At 27.0% G+C, this 22,558-nt stretch carries 21 protein-coding genes and 2 pseudogenes; 10 read left to right on the top strand and 13 right to left on the bottom strand.

Features of this window, described 5'->3' with window-relative positions:
* The 3 genes and pseudogenes from F1B92_RS08850 to F1B92_RS08070 all read left to right on the top strand — a co-directional run.
* On the top strand, window positions 1–307 hold a 307-nt coding region (locus F1B92_RS08850; RefSeq protein ID WP_229770984.1), incomplete at its 5' end, for a hypothetical protein.
* 30 nt (window positions 308–337) lie between these two features.
* Window positions 338–1,126 (top strand): annotated as a pseudogene (locus F1B92_RS08075) (NgoPII family restriction endonuclease).
* Window position 1,127: 1 nt separating this feature from the next.
* Window positions 1,128–2,132 (top strand): annotated as a pseudogene (locus F1B92_RS08070) (DNA cytosine methyltransferase).
* Here F1B92_RS08070 and F1B92_RS08065 read toward each other — a convergent pair.
* Window positions 2,118–2,720: an MBL fold metallo-hydrolase gene (locus F1B92_RS08065; protein ID WP_154571335.1), complete on the bottom strand. Its 603-nt coding sequence runs from the start codon at window positions 2,718–2,720 to the stop codon at window positions 2,118–2,120. The pseudogene F1B92_RS08070 and the gene F1B92_RS08065 sit on opposite strands and share 15 nt — an antisense overlap.
* 90 nt (window positions 2,721–2,810) lie before the next feature.
* Here F1B92_RS08065 and F1B92_RS08060 point away from each other — a divergent pair, with 90 nt between their 5' ends.
* The 3 genes from F1B92_RS08060 to F1B92_RS08050 are packed head-to-tail and all read left to right on the top strand — an operon-like array spanning window position 2,811 to window position 5,618.
* Window positions 2,811–3,563: an NAD+ synthase gene (locus F1B92_RS08060; RefSeq protein WP_154571334.1), complete on the top strand. Its 753-nt coding sequence runs from the start codon at window positions 2,811–2,813 to the stop codon at window positions 3,561–3,563.
* The gene (locus F1B92_RS08055) at window positions 3,556–4,689 is read left to right on the top strand and encodes a DegT/DnrJ/EryC1/StrS family aminotransferase (RefSeq protein ID WP_154571333.1); all 1,134 of its coding nucleotides are present in this window, start codon (window positions 3,556–3,558) and stop codon (window positions 4,687–4,689) included. The genes F1B92_RS08060 and F1B92_RS08055 overlap by 8 nt, the downstream gene beginning before the upstream one ends.
* Window positions 4,689–5,618, top strand: a complete 930-nt coding sequence (locus tag F1B92_RS08050) for a tetraacyldisaccharide 4'-kinase (protein WP_195836331.1) — start codon at window positions 4,689–4,691, stop codon at window positions 5,616–5,618. The genes F1B92_RS08055 and F1B92_RS08050 overlap by 1 nt, the downstream gene beginning before the upstream one ends.
* 86 nt (window positions 5,619–5,704) lie before the next feature.
* Here the strand turns inward: F1B92_RS08050 and F1B92_RS08045 are convergent, their stop codons facing one another.
* The 12 genes from F1B92_RS08045 to F1B92_RS07985 form a co-directional block, all read right to left on the bottom strand.
* A complete protein-coding gene (locus F1B92_RS08045; RefSeq protein WP_154571331.1) occupies window positions 5,705–6,484 on the bottom strand; it encodes an energy transducer TonB in 780 nt (259 codons plus the stop codon).
* Complete coding sequence (gene exbD, locus F1B92_RS08040; protein WP_154571330.1) at window positions 6,450–6,839, bottom strand: TonB system transport protein ExbD; 390 nt, start codon at window positions 6,837–6,839, stop codon at window positions 6,450–6,452. Before exbD ends, F1B92_RS08045 begins: the two co-directional genes overlap by 35 nt.
* Complete coding sequence (exbB, locus tag F1B92_RS08035) at window positions 6,826–7,263, bottom strand: TonB-system energizer ExbB (RefSeq protein WP_154571329.1); 438 nt, start codon at window positions 7,261–7,263, stop codon at window positions 6,826–6,828. Before exbB ends, exbD begins: the two co-directional genes overlap by 14 nt.
* An 11-nt stretch (window positions 7,264–7,274) precedes the next feature.
* Window positions 7,275–8,162 (bottom strand): siderophore ABC transporter substrate-binding protein, encoded by an 888-nt coding sequence (locus F1B92_RS08030; protein WP_154571328.1) that lies wholly within the window; start codon window positions 8,160–8,162, stop codon window positions 7,275–7,277.
* A 22-nt stretch (window positions 8,163–8,184) separates the two neighbouring features.
* Window positions 8,185–8,940, bottom strand: a complete 756-nt coding sequence (locus tag F1B92_RS08025) for an iron ABC transporter ATP-binding protein (RefSeq protein ID WP_154571327.1) — start codon at window positions 8,938–8,940, stop codon at window positions 8,185–8,187.
* Window positions 8,937–9,905 carry an iron chelate uptake ABC transporter family permease subunit gene (locus F1B92_RS08020; RefSeq protein ID WP_326833137.1) on the bottom strand — a complete coding sequence of 323 codons (969 nt, stop codon included), beginning with the start codon at window positions 9,903–9,905 and terminating at the stop codon, window positions 8,937–8,939. The genes F1B92_RS08025 and F1B92_RS08020 overlap by 4 nt, the downstream gene beginning before the upstream one ends.
* The gene (locus F1B92_RS08015) at window positions 9,898–10,851 is read right to left on the bottom strand and encodes an ABC transporter permease (RefSeq protein ID WP_154571326.1); all 954 of its coding nucleotides are present in this window, start codon (window positions 10,849–10,851) and stop codon (window positions 9,898–9,900) included. The genes F1B92_RS08020 and F1B92_RS08015 overlap by 8 nt, the downstream gene beginning before the upstream one ends.
* Before the next feature lie 620 nt (window positions 10,852–11,471).
* On the bottom strand, window positions 11,472–13,367 hold the full coding sequence (gene rpoD, locus F1B92_RS08010; protein ID WP_195836330.1) for an RNA polymerase sigma factor RpoD: 1,896 nt from the start codon (window positions 13,365–13,367) through the stop codon (window positions 11,472–11,474).
* Window positions 13,368–13,522: 155 nt separating this feature from the next.
* Window positions 13,523–13,993 carry a hypothetical protein gene (locus F1B92_RS08000; RefSeq protein ID WP_154571323.1) on the bottom strand — a complete coding sequence of 157 codons (471 nt, stop codon included), beginning with the start codon at window positions 13,991–13,993 and terminating at the stop codon, window positions 13,523–13,525.
* A 33-nt stretch (window positions 13,994–14,026) separates the two neighbouring features.
* The gene (locus F1B92_RS07995; protein WP_154571322.1) at window positions 14,027–14,683 is read right to left on the bottom strand and encodes a POTRA domain-containing protein; all 657 of its coding nucleotides are present in this window, start codon (window positions 14,681–14,683) and stop codon (window positions 14,027–14,029) included.
* Between the two features lie 90 nt (window positions 14,684–14,773).
* Window positions 14,774–15,697 (bottom strand): ferrochelatase, encoded by a 924-nt coding sequence (gene hemH / locus F1B92_RS07990; protein ID WP_154571321.1) that lies wholly within the window; start codon window positions 15,695–15,697, stop codon window positions 14,774–14,776.
* Complete coding sequence (locus F1B92_RS07985) at window positions 15,694–16,551, bottom strand: Gfo/Idh/MocA family protein (RefSeq protein ID WP_154571320.1); 858 nt, start codon at window positions 16,549–16,551, stop codon at window positions 15,694–15,696. The genes hemH and F1B92_RS07985 overlap by 4 nt, the downstream gene beginning before the upstream one ends.
* Window positions 16,552–16,708: 157 nt before the next feature.
* Between F1B92_RS07985 and alaS the strand changes: the two genes are divergently transcribed.
* Genes alaS through F1B92_RS07965 form a run of 4 tightly spaced genes read left to right on the top strand, consistent with a single transcriptional unit; the run spans window position 16,709 to window position 22,195 of the window.
* Window positions 16,709–19,258 (top strand): alanine--tRNA ligase, encoded by a 2,550-nt coding sequence (gene alaS / locus F1B92_RS07980; protein ID WP_154571319.1) that lies wholly within the window; start codon window positions 16,709–16,711, stop codon window positions 19,256–19,258.
* Complete coding sequence (locus tag F1B92_RS07975; protein WP_154571318.1) at window positions 19,258–19,740, top strand: hypothetical protein; 483 nt, start codon at window positions 19,258–19,260, stop codon at window positions 19,738–19,740. The genes alaS and F1B92_RS07975 overlap by 1 nt, the downstream gene beginning before the upstream one ends.
* Complete coding sequence (gene maf, locus F1B92_RS07970; RefSeq protein ID WP_154571317.1) at window positions 19,737–20,279, top strand: septum formation inhibitor Maf; 543 nt, start codon at window positions 19,737–19,739, stop codon at window positions 20,277–20,279. Before F1B92_RS07975 ends, maf begins: the two co-directional genes overlap by 4 nt.
* Entirely contained in the window at window positions 20,279–22,195 is a 1,917-nt protein-coding gene (locus tag F1B92_RS07965) for a transglycosylase domain-containing protein (protein ID WP_407643643.1), read from the top strand. The genes maf and F1B92_RS07965 overlap by 1 nt, the downstream gene beginning before the upstream one ends.
* The last annotated feature ends 363 nt before the right edge of the window (window positions 22,196–22,558 follow it).

Raw genomic sequence — 22,558 nt, 5'->3', positions numbered from 1 at the left:
CCCAGATGTTCAAACATTTACAGATCTCACAAACGATAAAGGCACTGTAATCTCAGCTATAAATTCACTCTACGCAAATGACGGCGGAGATTATGAGGAGATGACATATCATGGAATATATAACGCTGCAAACTCAAATTGGAGTGAGTATTCAGTTAAGCGAATATTCATATTTGGAGACGCTCCTGCAAAAGATACAGATTTTAAAGAAACTGCCCTTGCCGCATTAAAACCAAATAACCCTAAAATAAAAGACGCATTTAATGACTTAGCAAATTCACAGAATTTACAAATTTATGGAGTGTAAATCAAATTCACATATAAAATTTGTCGTAGTTTGATTACGGCAAATTTAAATAATAGAATAAATGCACTTGGCGATAGTTTAGAAAGTTTTATATCAGATATATTTTGTGGCAATATAAATGAAACAGATATAAATAAAAAATTTAAAAAACAAGAAGAAATTTTTTCATATATTGGAAATAATGCTAATCCACCAGATTTTATATTAAAAAATAGTGATGCTATAGAGGTTAAGAAAATTGAAAATTTCAATTCTGCAATAGCATTAAATTCAAGTTATCCAAAATGTAAATTATATGCAAATTCTAAGATGATAACTAAATCTTGTAGAGATTGTGAAAATTGGCAAGAAAAAGATATGCTATATATAATTGGAGTTGTTCAAAAAGGAATTTTAAGATTTTTAAGTTTCATCTATGGGCAAGATTATGCAGCAGATTTTGAAATTTATGAAAAAATAAAAGATGGTATAAAAGATGGCGTTGAAACAATTCAAAATATAGAATTTTCTAAAACTAAAGAGCTTGGTAGAGTTAATAAAGTTGACCCTCTTTGAATAACATATTTAAGAATTTGTGGAATGTGGCATATAGAAAATCCATTAAGAGTATTTAGTTACGCATATAAAAGAGATGTTAGCAAAAATTTTTCACTTATGTGTATAATTAATGAAGAGAAATTTAATTCTTTTCGCAATAAAGATGATTTTGTAAATTTAATAAACAATACAAAAGGAGCAAATTTAAAAAATATCTCAATAAAAAATCCAAACAATCCAGCTAAACTCAAAGATGCTAAACTAATAACATATGAGTTATAGAATGAACTTACTTAGTCTTTTTAGTGGTGCGGGTGGGCTTGATTTAGGTTTTAAAAAAGCTGGTTTTAAGATACCTTTTGCAAATGAATTTGATAAAACTATTTGGAAGACATATGAGAAAAATCACCCAGATACTACGCTTATAAAAAAGGATATTAAAGATTTAGAAAATTTTTAAAATACATAATGAATTTGATGGAATTATCGGTGGTCCGCCCTGTCAAAGTTGGAGTGAAGCAGGCAATTTAAAAGGTATAGATGATAAAATAGGCAAGTTATTTTTTGAATATATTAGAATTTTAAAAGAAATTTCCCCTAAATTTTTTTAGCTGAAAATGTTTCTGGAATGCTTTTTGCTAGACATAAAAATGCTGTTAAAAATATTTTAAATTTATTTGATGAGGCTAGATACAACACAGAAATTTATTCAGTCAATGCTAAAGACTATGATACACCTCAAGATAGAAATAGAGTCTTTTTTATAGGATTTAAAAAAGAATTAAATATTAATTTTAATTTTCCAAAACCTAAGCTAAAAATACCTACTTTAAAAGATATTATTTGGGATTTAAAAGATAATGCTATCAAAGCACTTGATGAAAATAGAGCAAATTTAAACTTAAAAATTGCAAATCATGAGTATTTTATAGGCACATTTTCTCCTATTTATATGAGCAGAAATAGAGTTAGAGGTTGGGACGAACCAGCTTTTACTATTCAAGCAAGTGGAAGGCAAACTCAAATTCATCCCAATTCTCCTAATATGCAAAAAGTAGATAAAGACAAATTCAAATTTATAAATAATAATTATAGAAGATTGAGCATAAGAGAATGTGTTAGAATTCAAGGCTTTAGCGATGATTTTATCTTTATTTATGAGAATTTAAATGATGGGTATAAAATGGTAGGAAACGCAGTACCAGTAAATTTAGCCTTTTTAATTACAAAAGAGATAAAAAAATCTCTCAGCAAGCATCATACTAAGTTAAATTTACATTCTTGCTAAATAAAACTCTATATTTTTAAGTTCAGTTTGTAGGGTTGAGTTTTCGCCATGTCCTGGATATAAAGGCATTTCATCTTTAAATTTAGCTACTTTTAAAAGGCTATCTCTCATATCATTAGAATTTGAAAAAGGAAAATCATATCTACCAATTGTATTTTTAAATAAAAAATCCCCACTAAACATCGCTTTTTTACCATTACAGGCTACTTCAAGTATACAGCATCCTGGTGTATGTCCTGGAAAATGGTGAAATTTAACCAAAATTTCACCAACCCTAAACTCATCTTTATCTTGTGCTAAAAAACTAGCTTTTGAGCCCTCTTTTAAAAGATTAAATGGATCTTTTTTAAGCATAAATGAATCATCTTTATGGATATAAATTTCTAAATCATCATTCATAAATTTATAATTGTCATAAACGTGGTCAAAGTGTCCGTGAGTGTTAAAAACTGCTTTTAAATTTGAGGTATTTTTCATAACCCATTCATAAGCATTAACTCCTGGATCAATTACGATTTGAACCTCTCCACTATCAACAATATAGCAATTTGTCATATATGAACCAAACTCTTTTTTTACAATTTTCATACAAGTTCCTTTAAATTTGATCTTTATCAAGCATTTAAAATATAATTTATCAAATCTATGTTAAAATTAAGATAAAAATTTAGGATAACTATGAATTTTCAAAGATTAAAAGCAAATTTACTTAATTTTTTAAAACAAAATTTAGAAAAAACTGGCAGAAATAACTTTATAATTGGAATTAGCGGAGGGCTTGATAGTGCGGTAGTATCTGCACTTTGCAGTGAAATTAGCAATACTTATGGATTAATTTTACCAACTAAAATTTCATCTACTAAAAATTTAATAGATGCAAAAAAACATTGCGATAAATTTGGCATACCCGTAGAAACAATAGATATAGAGCCTATTTTAAAAAAATTTAATGCTAACAATTTAAGCACTCACAGGCGTGGAAATTTAATGGCAAGACTTAGAATGTGTGCTTTATATGATTATTCAGAAGAGAAAAATGCTGTTGTAGTAGGAACATCAAATTTAAGCGAAAGGCTTCTTGGATATGGGACGATTTATGGAGATTTAGCTTGTGCTTTTAATCCAATTGGTGAAATTTTTAAAACAGAACTTTTTGAGTTTGCTAAATTTTTAGATATTGATGAAAATATTATTAACAAAAAACCAAGTGCTGAGCTTTTTGAAGGGCAAAATGACGAAGATGATTTGGGATATAGCTATAAAAAATTAGATGAAATTTTAAAAAAATTTTATGATGAAAAGTTAAATTTTAAAGAGCTAGGTCAAATTTATGATAAAAATTTAGTGAATTTTGTAGAAAATAGAGTTATTAAAAATGCCTTTAAATTAGAAATGCCAGCAATTGCAAAAATAAGGAGTATCAATGAATAATATACCATTTTTTAGGGCAGATATCGATCAGACAGAAGGAGATTTAATTAAAGAATCACTATTTAACAGCGATATTGATATGATAGATAGTTTTGAAGATGATGTTAAAAAATATTTTTCAACTAAATTTGTAGTTTCTACTTCACACGGAACTTCAGCACAACACTTAGCGCTTTGTGCAATGGATATTAAAAGGGCTGATAAGGTGATTTGCTCTGTAAATTCATTTCCTGGAGTTGCAGAAGTTATAAGGCACTTTGACGCTGAACCAATTTTAGTGGATATAAATGAGCATGATTTCAATATTAGCATAAAAAGTTTTGAAGAGACTTTAAAAAAATATAATCATAAAAAGTTAAAAGCAGCTTTTATTACTCACGTTGCAGGACTTAGTGCACAAATGGATGAAATTTACGATTTGGCTCAAAAATATGATATCAAAATCATAGATGATGCAAGCAGAGCAATGGGTGCTACTTATAAAGGTCAAAAAATAGGCTCTATAAAAGATTCTCACATATCTTGTTTTCAAATCAATCCTCAATTCGAAAAAGCAATCGCAACAGCTGGATTTTTTACAACCAATGATGAGGAAATTATGAAAAGAGCTAAATTAATTAGAAGCCATGGTATAGTTTCAAATTTAACAAAAGATGGAAATTTGGACTATATTTATGATGTTGTAGATATTGGACAAAGATATGATTTAAATGGAATTTGTGCAGCTTTTGCAAAAGCTCAATTTAAAAAAACAAGCAATTTTATTCAAAAAAGACAAAATATAGCTAAAATTTATGATCAAGAGTTAAAAGATTGTCCTCACGTTGAAATTCCAATCAAAACTCCAGAGCATATATATACTCAATACATCATAAAAATCGATAAAAATAGAGATAATTTTGCAAGACAATTAAAAGATTTTGGCATAAATGTATCACTTCACTATATACCTATTCATTTACTAACATATTATAAGCAAAAATATGGTTTTAAAGTTAATGATTTTCCATCTTCTTTAAAAGTTTATCAGCAAGTTTTATCTCTTCCAATATATGCAAATTTAAGAGAAGATGAAGCGTATTATATTTGCGATAAGGTTAAATTTATAGCAAAAAATAGCGTATGATGCTAAAAATTTTAAATAAAAAATTTCATAATTGGGTTTATAAATATTTTTATAAACCTAGCTTTTTACAAAAACTATTAGCAGTTTTTTTTCTTCCGCTTAGTTTTATGTATGCAAATATCATAAAATTTAAAAAATTTTTCTCTCGTGAAATAGATTTTAATATTAAAATCATAAGTGTAGGAAATTTGATTTTAGGAGGAAGTGGAAAAACGCCCCTTGTTAAAGAAATTTATAAATTTTGCAGTCCTTATATGAAAACTTTTATCATTTTAAGAGGCTATAAAAGAAAATCTTGCGGCTTGATAGAAGTAGCAATAAATGGCAAGATTTTAACAGATATTAAAAATAGTGGCGATGAAGCTATGGAGTATGCAATTAGCTTAAAAAATGCAAATGTAATTGTTAGCGAAGATAGAATTTTAGCTATCAAAAAAGCTAAAAGTATGGGTGCAAAACTTATAATTTTTGACGATGGATTTTCTAAATTTAATATTAAAAAATTTGATATTTTGTTACAGCCTCATAAAAAACCATTTTTTGATTTTACTATTCCAAGTGGAGCATATAGATATCCAATTAGCTTTTATAAATATGCAAATTTTATACCAGACTTAAATGATGTAATCAAAAAAAGTTTTATCAAAAATCCTACAAAAGATATGGTTTTAGTAACAGCTATTGCAAATCCAAATCGCTTAAGAGAGTATTTTGACATCTGTAAAGGAGTTGAGATTTTTCCAGATCACTACGATTTTAATAAAAAAGAGTTGCTTGAAATTTTAAAAAAATATCAAGCAACCTCGCTTTTAGTTACGATGAAAGACTATGTCAAAATCAAAGATTATAAAATAAATTTATCAATTATAGAGCTAAATTTAACAATAAGCCCTAAATTTCAAGATAAAATTTTAAATTTTATAAAATGATTTTAAATTAAATATGATTTTTAATGGTTTTATAATAATCTTAATTTATTTTTTACTATACTCTTTCGCTTATTGGCGAAAGAGTATTATCTTACATTTATACTATAAACTATAGGAACAGTTAAAATATAGTCTTTATCAGGTTTTGGAAATTTAGAGCTTGCTTTTTTAACAGTATTTAAAGCGGCTTCATCTAGGCTTTGAAAACCTGATGATTTTACTATTTTTATACCTGATGTAGTGCCATCTGATTTTAATAAAAATTCCACATGAACAGTCCCTTGTTGCCTTAGTCTTTTAGCTATTTTTGGATAGTTTTTGTGTGCTTTTATATGTGCTAAAATAGCACCCCAAAGACTTGGATTTCCTCCACCTGAAGCAAGTCTTATAGGCTCATTATTTTTAGGACCAACAGCAGCTGCTAAATCTCCACTTTGTTCAGGACCTTTAACTAATGCTTTTGGTTTTGGCGGAGCGGCTATTTTTTGTTTTTGCTTCTCTTTTTTCTTTTCTGGCTTCTTTTTTGGTTCTGGTTTTGGTTCTGGCTTTACAACTTCTGCAAATTCATCAACTTCTATATTTTCAACAGGTTCCACATCCTCTTCAACCTCTTCTTGTTCTTCATCATCTGGAGCTTCTAAGATTTCATCTGGAATTTCTGGTATATCTTGACTTGTTGCAACACTCTCGCTTGTTTTTGCATCAAAGGCTGCGATATCCATCTCTAACACGCTATCACTCACTGCTTCAATTTTTGGTATATGTAAAAATAAATACAAAAAACCTATATGCACCAAAAAAGATACAAAAAAGCCTATTAAATTTCCGTTTTTATTCTGTTTGGGTGATAATTGAGAATTTTTCATGTTTTAATTCTTTCAATACATCAATAACTTTAATAAACATATCAAATTTACTATCTTTATCATTTTTAATAACAACTAAAGTATCTTCTTTAAGTATATCTTTTAATTTTAAAGATAGCTCCTGTGGTGTTGTAACATTATCATCTATATATATTTCATTATCTGAATTTACTAAAATTGTTACTTTTTTAATATCATTTTGAGTGCTTTTAGTAGCATTTGGTGCTTTTGGTAAATTTACTTGAATTTTACCTTGTGCTATAAAAGTTGAAATACTAAGAACAATAGCAAGTAAAACCAACATAATATCTATAAAAGGAACAACATTTAGACCATCTTTTTTATTTAGCTTCATCTTTTTCTACTTTAAATTTATTTATAATTACATCAACTTTTCTAAGCAATCCATTATATATCATTAAAGTAGGAATTGCTACTAAAAGCCCAAGTGCAGTAGCCTTTAAAGCCAAAGATAGCCCAACCATTATACTTTTTGCATCTATACCTTCACTTGCACCCATATCATAAAATGTTATCATAATACCGCAAACAGTGCCTAAAAGCCCTATATAAGGTGCATTTGAATAAATAATATATAGCGATGTTAAATTTTTTGTCAGATCTTCTTCTAGTTGCGTTTGTGTTTTATAGATACTTACATCAACTTTTTTATAAAAAATTAATCTTTCAACAAAATACCAAAGTGCTATAAAACTCATAATCCCAAGTATTATTATTATAAAAATTTCAACATTGTGTTTTAAAAAATCAAATATCATAAAGTCCCCTTTTATTGTAAAGCTGTTTTAATTTCTTGTATTTGTGTTTTTATAGTATTTAATCCACCTGCTACTAAATACCATAAATCAGCATTAAGTGCTATAATTTTGCCATTTTTTGCTGCTTTTGTTTTATTTACCAAGTCATTATTAAGAGTATCTTTACCAAATTTAGATCCACCAACAACCGATGTTCGATCCACAAAAAGTAAAATATCTGGATTAATTTTTGCAATATATTCATAATTTACATTTTGACCATGGGTTGAAGCTTTTATATTTGAGTCAGCTTCTTTTATGCCTAAATCACTATGTAAAAATCCAAATCTAGAACCGCTTCCATAAGCACTAATTTTACCATCATTTGTTAAGATTACCAAAGCTTTTTTATCAGAATTTTGAGCTAGACCCTTAACCTCGTTTATCTCTTTTTCTAATTTTACAAACTCATCTTTTACATTCTTATCAAAAAGCTTAGCTAAATTTTCTATATTTTGCTTAGAACTTTGTAGATAATTTACATAATCAAGCTCTACATACACAGTTGGGGCTATTTTGCTTAACTTCTCATAAGCTGGCAAAGTTCTTAAACCTATAAAAATAACATCTGGTTTAAATTCAAAAAGCTTCTCAAAATTTGGCTCTTTTAAACTTCCAATGCCTGGTGCATTTTTGTATTTTTGAAGATTTTTTGGTATAACATTTGTTGCGATCGCTACTTCTACATTAACACCTAAAGCATCAATAGTATCTAACACACCAAAATCATAAATGGCTACTTTTTTAGGATTTTTTTTGATAACAACATCTCCTTTTGATGATTTAAAAGTAACGCTATCACTAGCAATTAAAGCACTAAAACCTAGTGCAACTACAAATAAAAATTTAAAAATTTTCATATTCACGCCTTTCTATTAAAATTTAATAATAAAAACAAATTTTTTTATCCTTAATATCAACTACACTCATTTTCATATCAAAAATATCACTTAAAATTTCATCTTTTAAGATTTCATAAACATCTCCAGCATAAGCTACTTTTCCATTTTTTAGCGATATTATATAATCACTGTAAGAAGTTACATAATTAATATCATGAATTACAACCATAATAGTTTTGTTTTTCTCTTGCACTAATCGTTTTAAAATTTTCATTACCATAGTGGAGTGTTTCATATCAAGATTATTTAAAGGCTCATCCAAAAATATATATTTAGTATCTTGAGCTATAACCATAGCTATGTAAGCCATTTGTCTTTGACCGCCGCTTAACTCATCTAAAAATCTATTTTCAAGATGCTTTATATCGATATATTCAAGAGCTTCATCTATTATTTTATTGTCAAATTCGGTAAGTTTTGATTTACTATATGGATATCTAGCAAAACTAACAAGCTCTCTTACTGTTAATTTTACATTCAAAGTATTTGTTTGTTTTTGGATAGAAATTTGCTTAGCAAGCTCATTTTTATCCCATTTATAAATTGATTTACCATCTAATAAAACTTCACCTTCATCAAGTAATAAAGTTCTAGTTATAGCTGAAAGTAGAGTGCTTTTTCCTGCACCATTGCTGCCAATTATAGAAATAAGCTTATTTTGCGGTAATTTAATTGATATATCATCTAAAATAGAATTATTTGCATACTTTTTAGATATATTTTTTAGTTCTATCATCTTTTTGCCTCTTTTAAAACTATATAAATAAAATAAATTCCACCTATAAAATTTATAATCACACTAACTGTTGTAGCAAAATTTAATAATTTTTCCACAACAAAAAGTGCATAAATTAAAGATATTACTGATATTAAAAAAGCACCTAAACTCATATAAGAATGCCTATATGTTTTTAAAAGCTCTCTGCTAATAGATACAACCAAAATTCCTAAAAAAGTTACAGGTCCAACCAAAACAGTAGATATTGAAATCAACACAGAAATTATTATTAAAGATTTAAACACTAAAAATTTATAATCAATACCTAAATTTATAGCAGCCTCTTCTCCTAAATTTAAAATATCAAATTTTTTAAAATCAAATAGCATTACAAAAAAGCATATCAAAGATATTGCAATGCAAATTCCAAGCAAAGAAAAATTAATATTATTAAAACTAGCAAACATACTGCCTTGCAAAACTAAAAATTCATTAGGATCTAAAAGAATTTGCATAAAGCTAGCAAGACCTTTAAAAAATGCACCCAAAACCATACCTGCTAATATCAAAAAATATATATTTTTATTTCTTCCTTTAAATAATAAAATATATAAAAAAATAGATGCTATAACCATTAAAAAAACGGTGGTAATAAATCCTTTAATATCACTAAGCATAGTAATTTTTTTTGCACCATAAAAAAATACAACAAAAGTCTGTATAAAAAGATATAAACTATCAAGCCCCATTATTGAAGGAGTTAAAATTTTATTATTTGTTATAGTTTGAAAAATTACGGCTGTATAGCTTATACAATAACTAACAATTAATATGGCTAAAATTTTTGTAATTCTCATTGGCATAAAAAAATCAAAATTATTAGAATTTATACCATAAAATGCAAAAACAAAAACACCCAAAAGTGCTAAAATACTTAAAATAATTAGCTTTTTATAAATAAGTTTTTGTCTTAAACTAACCACGATTGCCCCTTAAAATTAACCCTAAAAATATAGCACTACCTATTATGCTAATTATAACACTGATTGAAATTTCATATGGATATATCAAAACTCTAGCTAAAATATCACAAATTAACACAAATAAAGCACCACATATAGCATTTAAAGGAAGAGTATTTTTAATATTATCGCCCATAAAAATACTTATAATATTAGGCACAACAAGCCCTATAAACGGAATACTTCCAATTGTTGTTACTATGCAAGCTGAAATTACTGATGATATAATAATACCCACTAAAATAACTTTTTTATGATTTAAACCCAAATTTGCAGAGAAATTTTTACCAAGACCTGCAATAATAAATTTATTTGCATATAAATAAGCCAAAATTAAAAACGGAATTCCTAAATATAAAAGCTCGTATCTGCCCTTAATAACAAGAGAAAAACTTCCTTGCATCCAAGATTCTATGTTTTGAATAATCTCAAATTTATAAGACACAAAAACAGTTATGCTAGATACAATGCTTCCTAACATAATACCCATTAAAGGTATAATGATTTTATTTTGAAATTCTAAATTTTGCATAATTTGCATAAACAACAAAGTCCCAAATAAAGTAAAAGCAAAAGCTATGCAAATTTTAGTTAATTGATTTTGATCACCAAAACATACAATGCTTATCATAATGCCAAATTTAGCCCACTCCATCATGCCGATTGTGGTTGGAGAAACAAATTTATTATTAGTAATAGTTTGCATAATCAATCCAGCTATACTTAAACTAGCCCCTGTTATTAAGATGCCAAAAAGCCTTGGAAGTCTACTTATGATAATTAAATTTAAATCGGTCAAATCACCACTTAACAACCCTTTTAAACTAAAATCATAAACCCCAATAAATAATGAAACTATAGACAATAAAAATAACAATATGCAAAGAAAAATCAAACTTTTATTCAAATATGGTTCCTAAAATACAAATAATGATATTATAAATCATTTTGAAGAAAGTATTTTATGATAAATTCCCTTAAAATAAAATAATTTTTAAAAATATTAAATAATAAAGAGTTAGATCTTATAGAAACTATCAGTATTTAATAATATAAAGATTATAAACAAATATGGCTCCTTTCTAGTATTATGCTCTATCCTTTAAGTTTTAGCACTACAATTAAATTATTAAGTAAAACCCTACAAACAAGCATCTCTATATTTAAACAAGACTTCAAAAAAAGATTAATAAAACATATAAAGCTTAAATGAATATTTTATAAACTCAGCTTTGTTAGCTTCAAAACTGCAAGAATTTTCAAATTAAAAAAATTATCAAACACCTGTATTTTTACTTCGCTTTGTTTATAACTGCAAAGACTGTTAAATTTAGTAAATTCGAATTGCATCTAAAAGAGTAGAATTTAGATTGATAAAAAATATGCTTATAAAACCATTAAAGAAGCAAGAGTATTGCTGATGCGATACAAATATTCGCATCCAAATACTAAGCACTATAGCCATTATAAAACCCACCAAATCTACACTATTTTTAATATAAAAATTTAAAATTAAATTTTATAAAATCATCCTTCCATTATATAATTTTTAAGCTTTCTGCCTACTTTTGGATGTTTTAATTTTTTAATGGCTGAACTCTCTATCTGACGAACTCTTTCACGAGTTACATTTAACTCTTTTCCAATCTCTTCTAAAGTTCTATCACTTTCATCATCAAGAAGTCCAAAACGCATCCTAATAACTGCTTTTTCCCTTTCATTTAACTGATCTAAAACCTCATCAATTTGCTCTTTTAAATCATTTTTTAATATGCTTTCCATCGGAGAAATAGAAGATTTATCTTCCACAAAATCACCAAATTTACCATCATCTTCATTTCCTATTGGTGCTTCAAGACTTATTGGTTCTTTTGTGATTTTTATCACTTGTTTAACCTTATCTACACTAAGACCAACTTCTTGAGCAATGATGCTGATATCTGGCTCTTTGCCCTCTTCTTGAATATATTTTCTATTTAATTTATTAATTTTATTTATAGTTTCTATCATATGTATTGGAATTCTAATCGTCCTTGCTTGATCAGCAATAGCTCTAGAAATAGCCTGGCGTATCCACCAAGTAGCATAAGTAGAAAATTTATAACCTTTTTTATACTCAAATTTATCAACCGCCTTCATTAATCCAATATTTCCTTCTTGAATTAAATCTAAAAATGGCAAACCTCTATTTGTGTATCTTTTTGCAATACTTACAACAAGCCTTAAATTTGATCTAGCCATTTTACCTTTGGCCGCATCTGATATGTTTTTTCCGCGCTTAATTTGTTCTAAAATTTCTTTTAATTTAGTTGGCTCCATATCAAAACTATCTTTACTAGCCTCTTTTGTTTGAAATAATTTTTTTATCTCAACATAAGTAGAGACCATAGTCGCTTCTGGGACCCTTTCTGTAATATCATCTTTGTTTAATTTTATAATATCTTTTAATAATTTTTTATGATTATCTTTTAGTTCTTGACTAAAAAGAGGTAATTTATACTCCAATCTTTTTAACTCTTTTTCAAACACATCATCGCTTTTAAGTGATGTTTCTATAGATTTAACGATTTCATTGATAAGTTTACTTGTTGGGCCTAAATCCATAAGTTTTTCTTTTAAAATTTTCTTTTTAAAAGCTAAACTCAATTTTGATTGTAAGGTATCATTTTCTAAATCATCTTTATTTTTATTTGCATATTTTTGCCAATCTTTTTTAGCTTTTTCAAGAGCTTTAAAACTCTCTATAACTTTTAAAGAACGCTTATCTTTTGGCTCTTTTTTGATATTTTTAATATTTTCTTCACTTAAATTTTCATCCTCTCCAAATTCATCATCTCTTTCTTCAAAATCATCATCCAAACTATCCTCATCTTCTTTTGATTCATCATCAAAACTTTTAAAAAGCTCTTTTACTTTTCTTTCTCTATTTAGAAGCGGTTCTTTATAGTCTAATATAAAATCTATCAAATAAGGAACAGAACAAAATGCATCTATAATGATGTCTTCTCCAAGCTCTATTTGCTTGCTAATTTCAATCTCTTCTTCTTTTGTTAAAAGTGAAATCATACCCATCTCTCTTAAATACATTCTAACAGGGCTATCTGATTTACTCCATTCTAATAATTCATTATCATTAGCTATGTCAAATTCTTCATCACTCGCATCTTCTATAATTTTTTTAGATTGTAATGCTTTTTTTTTGGCATCTTCTTTGTTTTTTATCTGTGCAACTTCAGATGATGTGGCTAAAATAACGCTATATTTAGCCATAAAAGATTCTATTTTTTTTAAATTTGTAGCAGTTGGTGCTTTATCGAAAAGTTTGATAAGTTTTTCATATGTTATATAGCCTTTTTCATTCTCTTTAAAAAGCTCTTCTACTTCGTTTGATATATCTTTTGGTGATGATTTTTTTGTAGGCATTTAAACTCCTTATATTTTAGAAAAAAGATTTACATTATACTAAAATTATCTTAAAATTTCATAAAAACATCTATTTAGCTATTTAAATAAATTTTTACCATCTTTATTTGTTTTTTGTACGGTATTTTAAATTTAAACCATTAAAATGGTAGAGTTTAATCTACCATTTTTTTTGAATTTATGGTTTTAAAAGGATTTTCTATTACTTGATCTTTTATTGTAAATTTAATATTTGGATGATCTTTAAAATTATCATATAGATATCTCATTTCTTTTGAAGTAACTGAATTATAAAATTTATTATTATGATCGAATAATTCATCTAATTTTTCAAAATCTATTTTAGTTTTTTCTTTATTATATCTTGTTGAATCTGTTGCTAAACCATCAAGTGCAAAGTAAATTGTTCCGCCGCTATTAAGAGTATTTTTCGCAATTAATTTAGTTTTTTCAGCAAAAAAATCCATCCTTGTATCATTTAATCCATTTCTTATAGCCTTATAATTTTCAATTAATTGCTTTTGTTCTTTATTATATCCTTCAATATCGTCTAGATCATCAATATCTACATCTTTTTCTCTTAATTTTTTTAAAGTTTCTTGCTCTAATTTGTTTAAATCATCCATTTTCTTTAAAGCATTAACAGCATTTTCGTTTTTTTATAATTTTGTATTAATTGAAACTCCGAGCGTGTCATTCAAATTCAGTAAATTATATTTTTGAGTAGCTAACTCTAGCTTAGTATATGGACTACCAGGAGAGTTATCTAAAGTCATATTTATAAAATTTGGATACTTATAACCATTATCATAAATAATAACATCGGAATAATTCTTCTTATCTGAATCTACTATTTCTAATTTATAATCCTTTCCTCCGATATTTAAATTATCAATCCCTTGATCTAAATGTTTTATATTAAATTCATCGCCTTCTTTTATATCAAAAGCTGTTTTTATCATCCTAGGACTAAATGTTTTATCATAAAAATATATCTTTCCTATTTTTCCACTCTCAATATCAAAAATTATATTGCCATCATTTATATTGCCTTCAACGATATTTAATTTAGCGGTTATATATCCATCATCTTGCAATTTATTTGATAATTCAGAGTATAGCTGCGAAACTGAGTTTTGATTCATGTCTTTATTTAAAAATTTCTTTGCTTTATTTAATAAATTTGACTTTGCTGGATGATTTCCCAAAATATCAATTTTATTAAAATTATTAGCATAAATTACATTAGCAAAAATCAATAGAAAAAAGATTTTTAATCTTTTAATCTGTTTTGTTTTTATAGCTTTATACAGCACTCGCTCACCTTATTTTATGATAATTTTATACTATCAGATTATAAAAAACTGAAACGGCAGGATTATATCATAAAAATTATTTACTTTTTACTAATGTAAAATTAATATTAAAAATTTAGCAAATTCATCTAAGTCGTTAGGGCATTTACAAACTTCATAATACAAAAAATCACTCGCTAAATGTCGATATTCTATATTTAGTTCAAAATCAGTTTCTGAATTATCGATACAAAACGATAGCGGAAAAATCAACGCTCTTTTTGGCTTAATATTTGGCAAAATATCACTCAAATTTGGACCCAACCACTCAATTGGTCCAAGTCGAGATTGATAAGCTAATTTTATATCTTTAAAATTTAATCCATCTTTTTGTAAAAGATCTTTTAAAATTTCAAAATGTTCTACTATATGTTTTTCATACAAATCACCATTTTTTACTATTTTTTTAGGTAAAGAGTGGGCTGAAAATATTAATGTAGTTTGTAAAATTTCATCTTGTGTTAAATTTACAACCTTTTCTTTAATTAAATTTAATATTATTTTATTGTAATATAAATTATCATAAAAAACATCAACAATTTTAAGACGATTTTTAAAACCTAATTTTTGTAAATTAAATTTAATATCTTCTATGCTTGAAACGGTTGTTGTAATTGAATGATGAGGATATAGAGGAATTAAAATTATTTCATTGTAATCTTTATATTTTTGCAAAACATCAAATGCAAAAGGCGGAGTGTAGCGCATTATAAAATCACATTCAAATTGTTTAGAAATTTTATCAACTAAGCTTTTTGTGATATCAACTATAGGCGATTTTCCACCTATGGCTTTATAGTTTTTTATGGCTGAATTTACCCTAAAACAAGATATTAAATTTGCCATAAATTTTCTTAATATGCTATTTTTAATCCCTAAAATACAAGGATCATTAAACATATTTTTTAAAAAGATTTCAACCTCATTTAAATTATTTGGACCGCCCATATTCAAAAGTAAAATCACCTTTTTCATTTTAAAATTTCCCTAATTCTAACAACATCTTCAATATCTGCTAGGCTTTTAGATTCTAAGCCATTGCATATATTAAAAAATTCTTTATGTTCAAATCTGATAGAAAAATCATCTCTATCAACTCTTAAATTTATCCTTGAATTTTTAGCTATTTTATACAATGATAACTCAACTAAATCCGCCAAATAAACGCCATTTGTAGCACAAATTTCTATATATGCTTTATCATCTGGATAAAATAAATTTGAACAAATATTTACTAAAATTTCATTTTTTGTTTTTAAAACACAGTGGGCTACGCTTAAATTTTTGCTATAAGTAACTTTTTTCATATCAAAACTATTTATTTCTGATTTGCTTAAAACTCTAACTAAATCAAGATCATTTAAAATTAAATCACTTATATCATCACATTTTTTAGATCTGATGATATTTATAGAATAAATTCTATCTTCTTTTTGCAACTCTTTTAATAAAGATATTGCTACTGGATTAAATCTATCATTGAAGCTAACTGCTATTTTAGCATTATTTGAGTTGGATAAATATCTCATTTGCCTGGCATGTTCTACACTTTGAGCAAAAGGTGTTTTAACAAATATAAATTTAACATACTTCATACATTTTAAAATTATTTCTTTATGAGTTTTAGGTGGAGTTGCAATTATAACTGCTTGTGGTTTTGTGCTAGCAAACATATATTCTATATCGTAAAAAAAAGAAAATCTTCCAAAATCATCACATTTTTTTAAATCACAAACACCAACAAGCTCGAAATAATCAGATCTTCTAAGCTCGCTAAGATGTTTTTTACCGAATGTGTCAAGTCCGATTAAGACTATCTTTTTTTTCATTTAAATCACTCCAAATTTTTATTGATTTCTCATTATATCAAACCTTAATAAACATATAAAAAATTAAGAAAAATTTATTATATTTTTCTTAAAAAGCTTAAATTTAAGAAATTTTGATAGAATTACACATAAAATTTTAAAAATTTAGGATTATTTTATGGATATTCGAAAAGCTTATTTAAATTTTTTTAAAAACAAAGGTCACGAAGTGATAGCTTCTAGCCCACTTGTGCCTGATGATGATACACTACTTTTTACAAACGCTGGAATGGTTCCTTTTAAAGATATTTTTACAGGAAAAATTCCACGCCCAAATCCACCTATTAGAACAAGTTGTCAAACTTGCATAAGAGCTGGCGGAAAGCATAATGATTTAGATAATGTCGGATACACAGCACGCCATCATACATTTTTTGAAATGCTTGGAAATTTTAGTTTTGGAGAGTATTTTAAAAATGAAGCTATTGCTTATGCGTGGGAATTTGTAACTGAAGTTTTAAATTTACCAAAAGATAGGCTTTATGTAACTGTGCATGAAAAAGATGATGAAGCTTATGAAATTTGGAAAAAACATATTGATGAGAAAAGAATTTACAAATTTGGAGATAAAGATAATTTTTGGGCTATGGGAGAAACTGGACCTTGTGGGCCTTGTAGCGAGATATTTTATGATCAAGGAAGCGAGCATTTTAACTCAGATGAAGATTATATGGGTGGAGATGGAGATAGATTTTTAGAAATTTGGAATTTAGTTTTTATGCAGTTTTTTAGAGATGAAAAAGGTAATATGACTAAACTTCCAAAACCATCAATTGACACTGGAATGGGTTTAGAAAGGGTTGTAGCTATAAAAGAAGGAGTTTATAGCAACTTTGATTCATCGCTTTTTATGCCTTTAATTAAAGAAATAGAAAATTTAACAAAGCAAAAATATGAGTATGAAAGCGGAGCAAGCTATAGAGTTATAAGCGATCATATTAGAGCGGTTACTTTTTTACTCGCTCAAGGGGTTAATTTTGATAGAGAAGGACGAGGTTACGTGCTTCGTCGCATTTTAAGAAGAGCTGTAAGACATGGCTATTTGTTAGGACTAAAAGAGCCTTTTATGTATAAATTAGTTGATAAGGTTTGTGAGATTATGGGATCACATTATATTTATTTAAATGAAAAAAAAGATTTTATAAAAAAGCTTATCAAACTTGAAGAAGAGCGGTTTTTTGAAACAATTGAGGCTGGAACCCAGCTTTTTAACACTGAACTTGAAAATACAAAAGAGATTTTTAGTGGCGAAATAGCATTTAAGCTTTACGATACTTACGGCTTTCCACTTGATTTAACAGCTGATATGCTAAGAGAGCTAAATTTAAAAGTTGATGAAACTAAATTTGATGAATTAATGAACGAGCAAAAAAATAGATCTAAAAAAAGCTGGAAAGGAAGCGGAGATAGATCAAAACAAAGCGGTGATTTTAAAGATTTGCTTACTAAATTTGGTAAAAATAAATTTATAGGATATGAAAACTTAACTTCAAATTCAAAAATTTTAGCTATCTTAGATGAAAACTTTAAAGAAATTAATGAGTTAAAACCTAATGAAACTGGCTGGATAATGCTTGATAATACTCCATTTTATGCATTAAGTGGTGGACAATGTGGCGATCAAGGTGAAATTTATAAAGAAAACAAAAACGAAGTTTTAGATACTCAAAAGTTTTTTGATCTAAATTTATCTAAAATAAAAGCAAATGAAATTTTAAAAGCAAATGACTTAGTAAATTGTAAAGTAAGTCCTTCAAGAGAGCTAATTAAACGCCATCACAGTGCTACACATTTGCTTCATGCAGCATTAAGAGAGGTTTTAGGAACTCATGTAACTCAAGCTGGAAGTAGCGTTGAAGTTGATAAATTAAGATTTGATTTTACTCATCCAAAAGCTTTAACTAGCGATGAAATAAAAAAAATTGAAGATTTAGTAAATCGTGAAATTTTCCTTGCAAAAGATAGCAAAATAGAGATTATGAATATTGATGATGCTAAGAAAAGTGGTGCTATTGCTTTATTTGGTGAAAAATATGATAGCGAAGTTAGAGTGCTAAGTTTTGGAGATTTTAGTAAAGAACTTTGTGGTGGAACACATGTTAAAAACAGTGCTGAAATTGGAAGTTTTATTATCTTAAAAGAAAGCGGAGTGAGTGCTGGAGTTAGGAGAATTGAAGCGATTTGTTCAAGTGAGGTTTTAAAATTTACAAATAACTTAAGAAAAGATATCGCTTTAATTAACGATGAGCTTAAAACAAACGAGCCTTTAAAAGCGATTGAGAGATTAAAAAATGAGATAAAAGAGCTAAAAAATGAGCTTAAAAATAGATCCAATGAAAGCAAATTAGAAGTTTTGCAAATAAATGGCGTAAATGTTATAATAAGCAAATTTAATGGCGATATAAAAACAAAAATAGATGAGATTAAAAATTCATATGAAAAAGTTGTAACTCTTTTAATAAATGCTAAAGATGATAAGATTACTCTAGCAGTAGGAGTTAAAAACGCCCCTATAAAAGCTGGAGATTTAGTAAAAGAAGTTTCTAAAATTTTAGGTGGAAATGGTGGTGGAAGAGATGATTTTGCTACAGGTGGTGGAAAAAATTTAGATAAATTCGAAGATGGACTAAATTTTGCTAAAAAATACATAAAAGAGAAAATTTTATAATGCTTGATGCGTCGTTTTTTAAATTTGAACAAATTTTTCCTTTTTTTCATCTAATATTTGTCATAACGTTAATATCAACTCAAGTAGTCCTTATATTGGCTACTAACCATTTTTTAAAAAATGGATTAACAAAATACGAACAATTGTTTAAAATTTTAAAAACCGGCGAGATTATATTTTTTACAACACTTTTTTTTATAATACTAACTGGAATAGTTCTTGCAAATGGAGATAGTTTTAAATTTTCAGATCCAATGATTGAGGGTGCTATTCATACTAAATTTGCACTGTCTATATTTTGTTTATGTAATTTTTTATATATACATTATAGATTAAAATTGGCACAAAAAGCATACAAAATTTCAGAATTTGACGAAGTAAATGAGCATCTAATAGTAGCCATAAGGTATTTTATTGTTCTTGATATTTGTATAATATTAATAGCTATGTATTTAGGAATTGTTGTGGGGAAATTTAAATGATATACTTAGCATCAAGTTCTAAAACTAGGGCTAAAATTTTAAAAGATTTTGGTTTTGATTTTAAGCAAATTAATTTTTGCTACGATGAAAGTGGCATAAAAAAAGATAACTATAAAATTTATCCATATATGGTTGTTATGCAAAAATTAAAACAATTCACAAATGTCCACAAAGAGCTAAATAATGTTTTATTTGCTGATAGTTGTGTTGTGGTTGATAATAAAATTTATGGCAAAGCAAATAGTGATGATGAAGCTTTTTTAATGCTTCAAAGTCAAAGTGGAAATTTTGCACACATATTAACAGCTATGTTTTTTAAAGGAGAGAAATTTAATATTTCAAATTTAAGCATAACGACATATAAATTTAAAGATTTTAATAAAAAAGATTTAGAAAATTATATAAAATCAAAAGAGTATATCGGTAAAGCTGGAGCGATGATGATTGAAGGTTTTAATAAAAAATACATACAAAAACAAATCGGCAATACAAGCACTGCAATGGGGCTAAATGCTGAAATTTTAAAGGCTTATTTATGATTAGAGTTTTATTTGGCTTTTTGATGATGTGTATTTTTGCTATTTGTGGTATTTTTATGTATTTTTATAATCAAGCAGATGATGACTTAGAACAAATTATAAACTACAAACCAAAACTTACCACACAAATTTTTGATAGAAATAAAGAATTAATAGCCAATGTTTTTGATAAAGAAAATAGAGTTTATGCAAAATATGATGAAATTCCTGGAAAAATAATTGAAGCTTTAGTTGCTATTGAAGATACAGATTTTTTTGAACATAACGGTGTAAATTTAGAAGCCATCATAAGGGCTTTGATTAAAGATATTAAAACTATGAGTTTTGCACAAGGAGCTTCAACTCTTACACAACAACTCATAAAAAATACAGTTTTAACAAATGAAAAAAAAATAGATAGAAAAATAAAAGAGATTTTTTTATCACTAAAACTTGAAAATAAACTCACAAAAGAGGAGATTTTAGAAAGATACTTAAATGAAGTTTATTTTGGGCATGGATATTACGGCATAAAAACCGCCGCTTTAGGATACTTCAAGAAAGAATTAAATCAATTAAGCATAAAAGAAATAGCAATATTAGTTGGACTTCCAAAAGCACCAAGTAGCTATGATCCTACAAAACACTTAGACCTTTCATTATCTCGTGCAAATAGAGTTGTTGAAAGAATGTATGAGATAGGCTGGATAAGTAAAATAGAATATGATCTTGCCATCAAAGAAGAACCAACTATTTTTGATGAAAGCCTAACACAAAATAAAGCACCTTATATAACAGATGAAGTAACAAAAGAAGCTTCAAAATTCTTACCAGATCTAAAAACTGGAGGGTATAAAATTTATACTAGTGTAGATTTAGAAATTCAAAAATTAGCAAGAGACTCTCTGATATGGGGATATAATGAAATTTTAAAAAGAAATAAAGACGCAAATGCTTCTATTTTAAATGGTGCTATAACAGTTACAAATCCATTAAATGGTGATATACTAGCATTAGTTGGTGGAGTTGATTATTATAAAAGCAATTTCAACCGTGCAACACAAAGTAACCGTCAAACAGGATCAAGTTTTAAACCATTTATATATCAAATAGCTCTTGATTCAGGGCTCTCTCCAATGAGTGAAGTGGCCGATATACCAAGAGAATTTGATGATGGGAGTGATAAAATTTGGTCGCCTAAAAATTATGGTAAAAACTATGATGGCTATATAAATATGAGAACAGCTCTATTAAAATCAAGAAATTTAGCCACTATAAATTTAATGCACTCTTTAGGTGTTGAAAATGTTGTAAATAAATTAAGAGAGATGGGATTTAAAAATATGCCATATGCTCTTTCTGTAGCACTTGGAAGCTATGGAATTTCACCACTTGAGTATTCTAAATTTTACTCAATATTTGCAGGAGGTGGGGTTGCAACGACTCCTAAATTTATAATAAATGCTATATCATTTTATGGTAAAGAAATAGATTTTAAACCACAACAAGAGGTTATAACAAAACCCGAGCAAGCTTATTTAATGGTGGATATGATGAAAGATGTTGTAAATAAAGGCACAGCAACTAGAGCAAAAGTAAAAGGAATAGAAGTAGCTGGAAAAACAGGAACTTCAAATAACAACATCGATGCGTGGTTTTGCGGATATACGCCCGAAATTTTAGTGATAGTTTGGTATGGAAATGACAATCACACTCCAATGAGAGATGTTGAAGTTGGTGGCAGAAGCTCAGCTCCTGTATTTCAAAAATTTATGCAAAGCTATTTAGAACTATATCCTCAAACAAAAAGACGTTTTACTAAACCAAAAGGAGTGTATCATAAAATTTATAGAGGTAAAGATGAAATATATACAAAAACATCTCCACTGCCTGATACAAATTATGAACATGGAACTGGAGGATCTTTATTATTTTAAATTTTTTAGTTTACTCCAATAAATTTAAAATATTATAGAGTATATTATTTGTTTTTAGAATTTAATAGAGTAAAATCTATATTTAAAAAAGATAGATGCTGCACAATAGTTAAATTCGGTAAGTAAAATAAACTAAGAATAAAATTTATCAATATAATATTATAAAAAACGTTTAAAATATTGCAAAATCGGACTTAAATTTAAAGATATAAAATTATTTTAGTTTCAATTTAATTTTTAACAAAATATTTATAATTTTACCGATAAAAAATATATCATTTAAGAATTTTAGAGGTTAAATTTAGAAAAATATTAAGTATTTTTGCAAAGAAAAAGGAGCAACAAAAATATTAAAACTAATAG

The organism is Campylobacter portucalensis, assembly GCF_009690845.1.
GTDB lineage: Bacteria > Campylobacterota > Campylobacteria > Campylobacterales > Campylobacteraceae > Campylobacter_B > Campylobacter_B portucalensis.
Note: the sequence above shows the minus strand (reverse complement) of the source record. Positions and strands in the feature narration are given on the sequence as shown.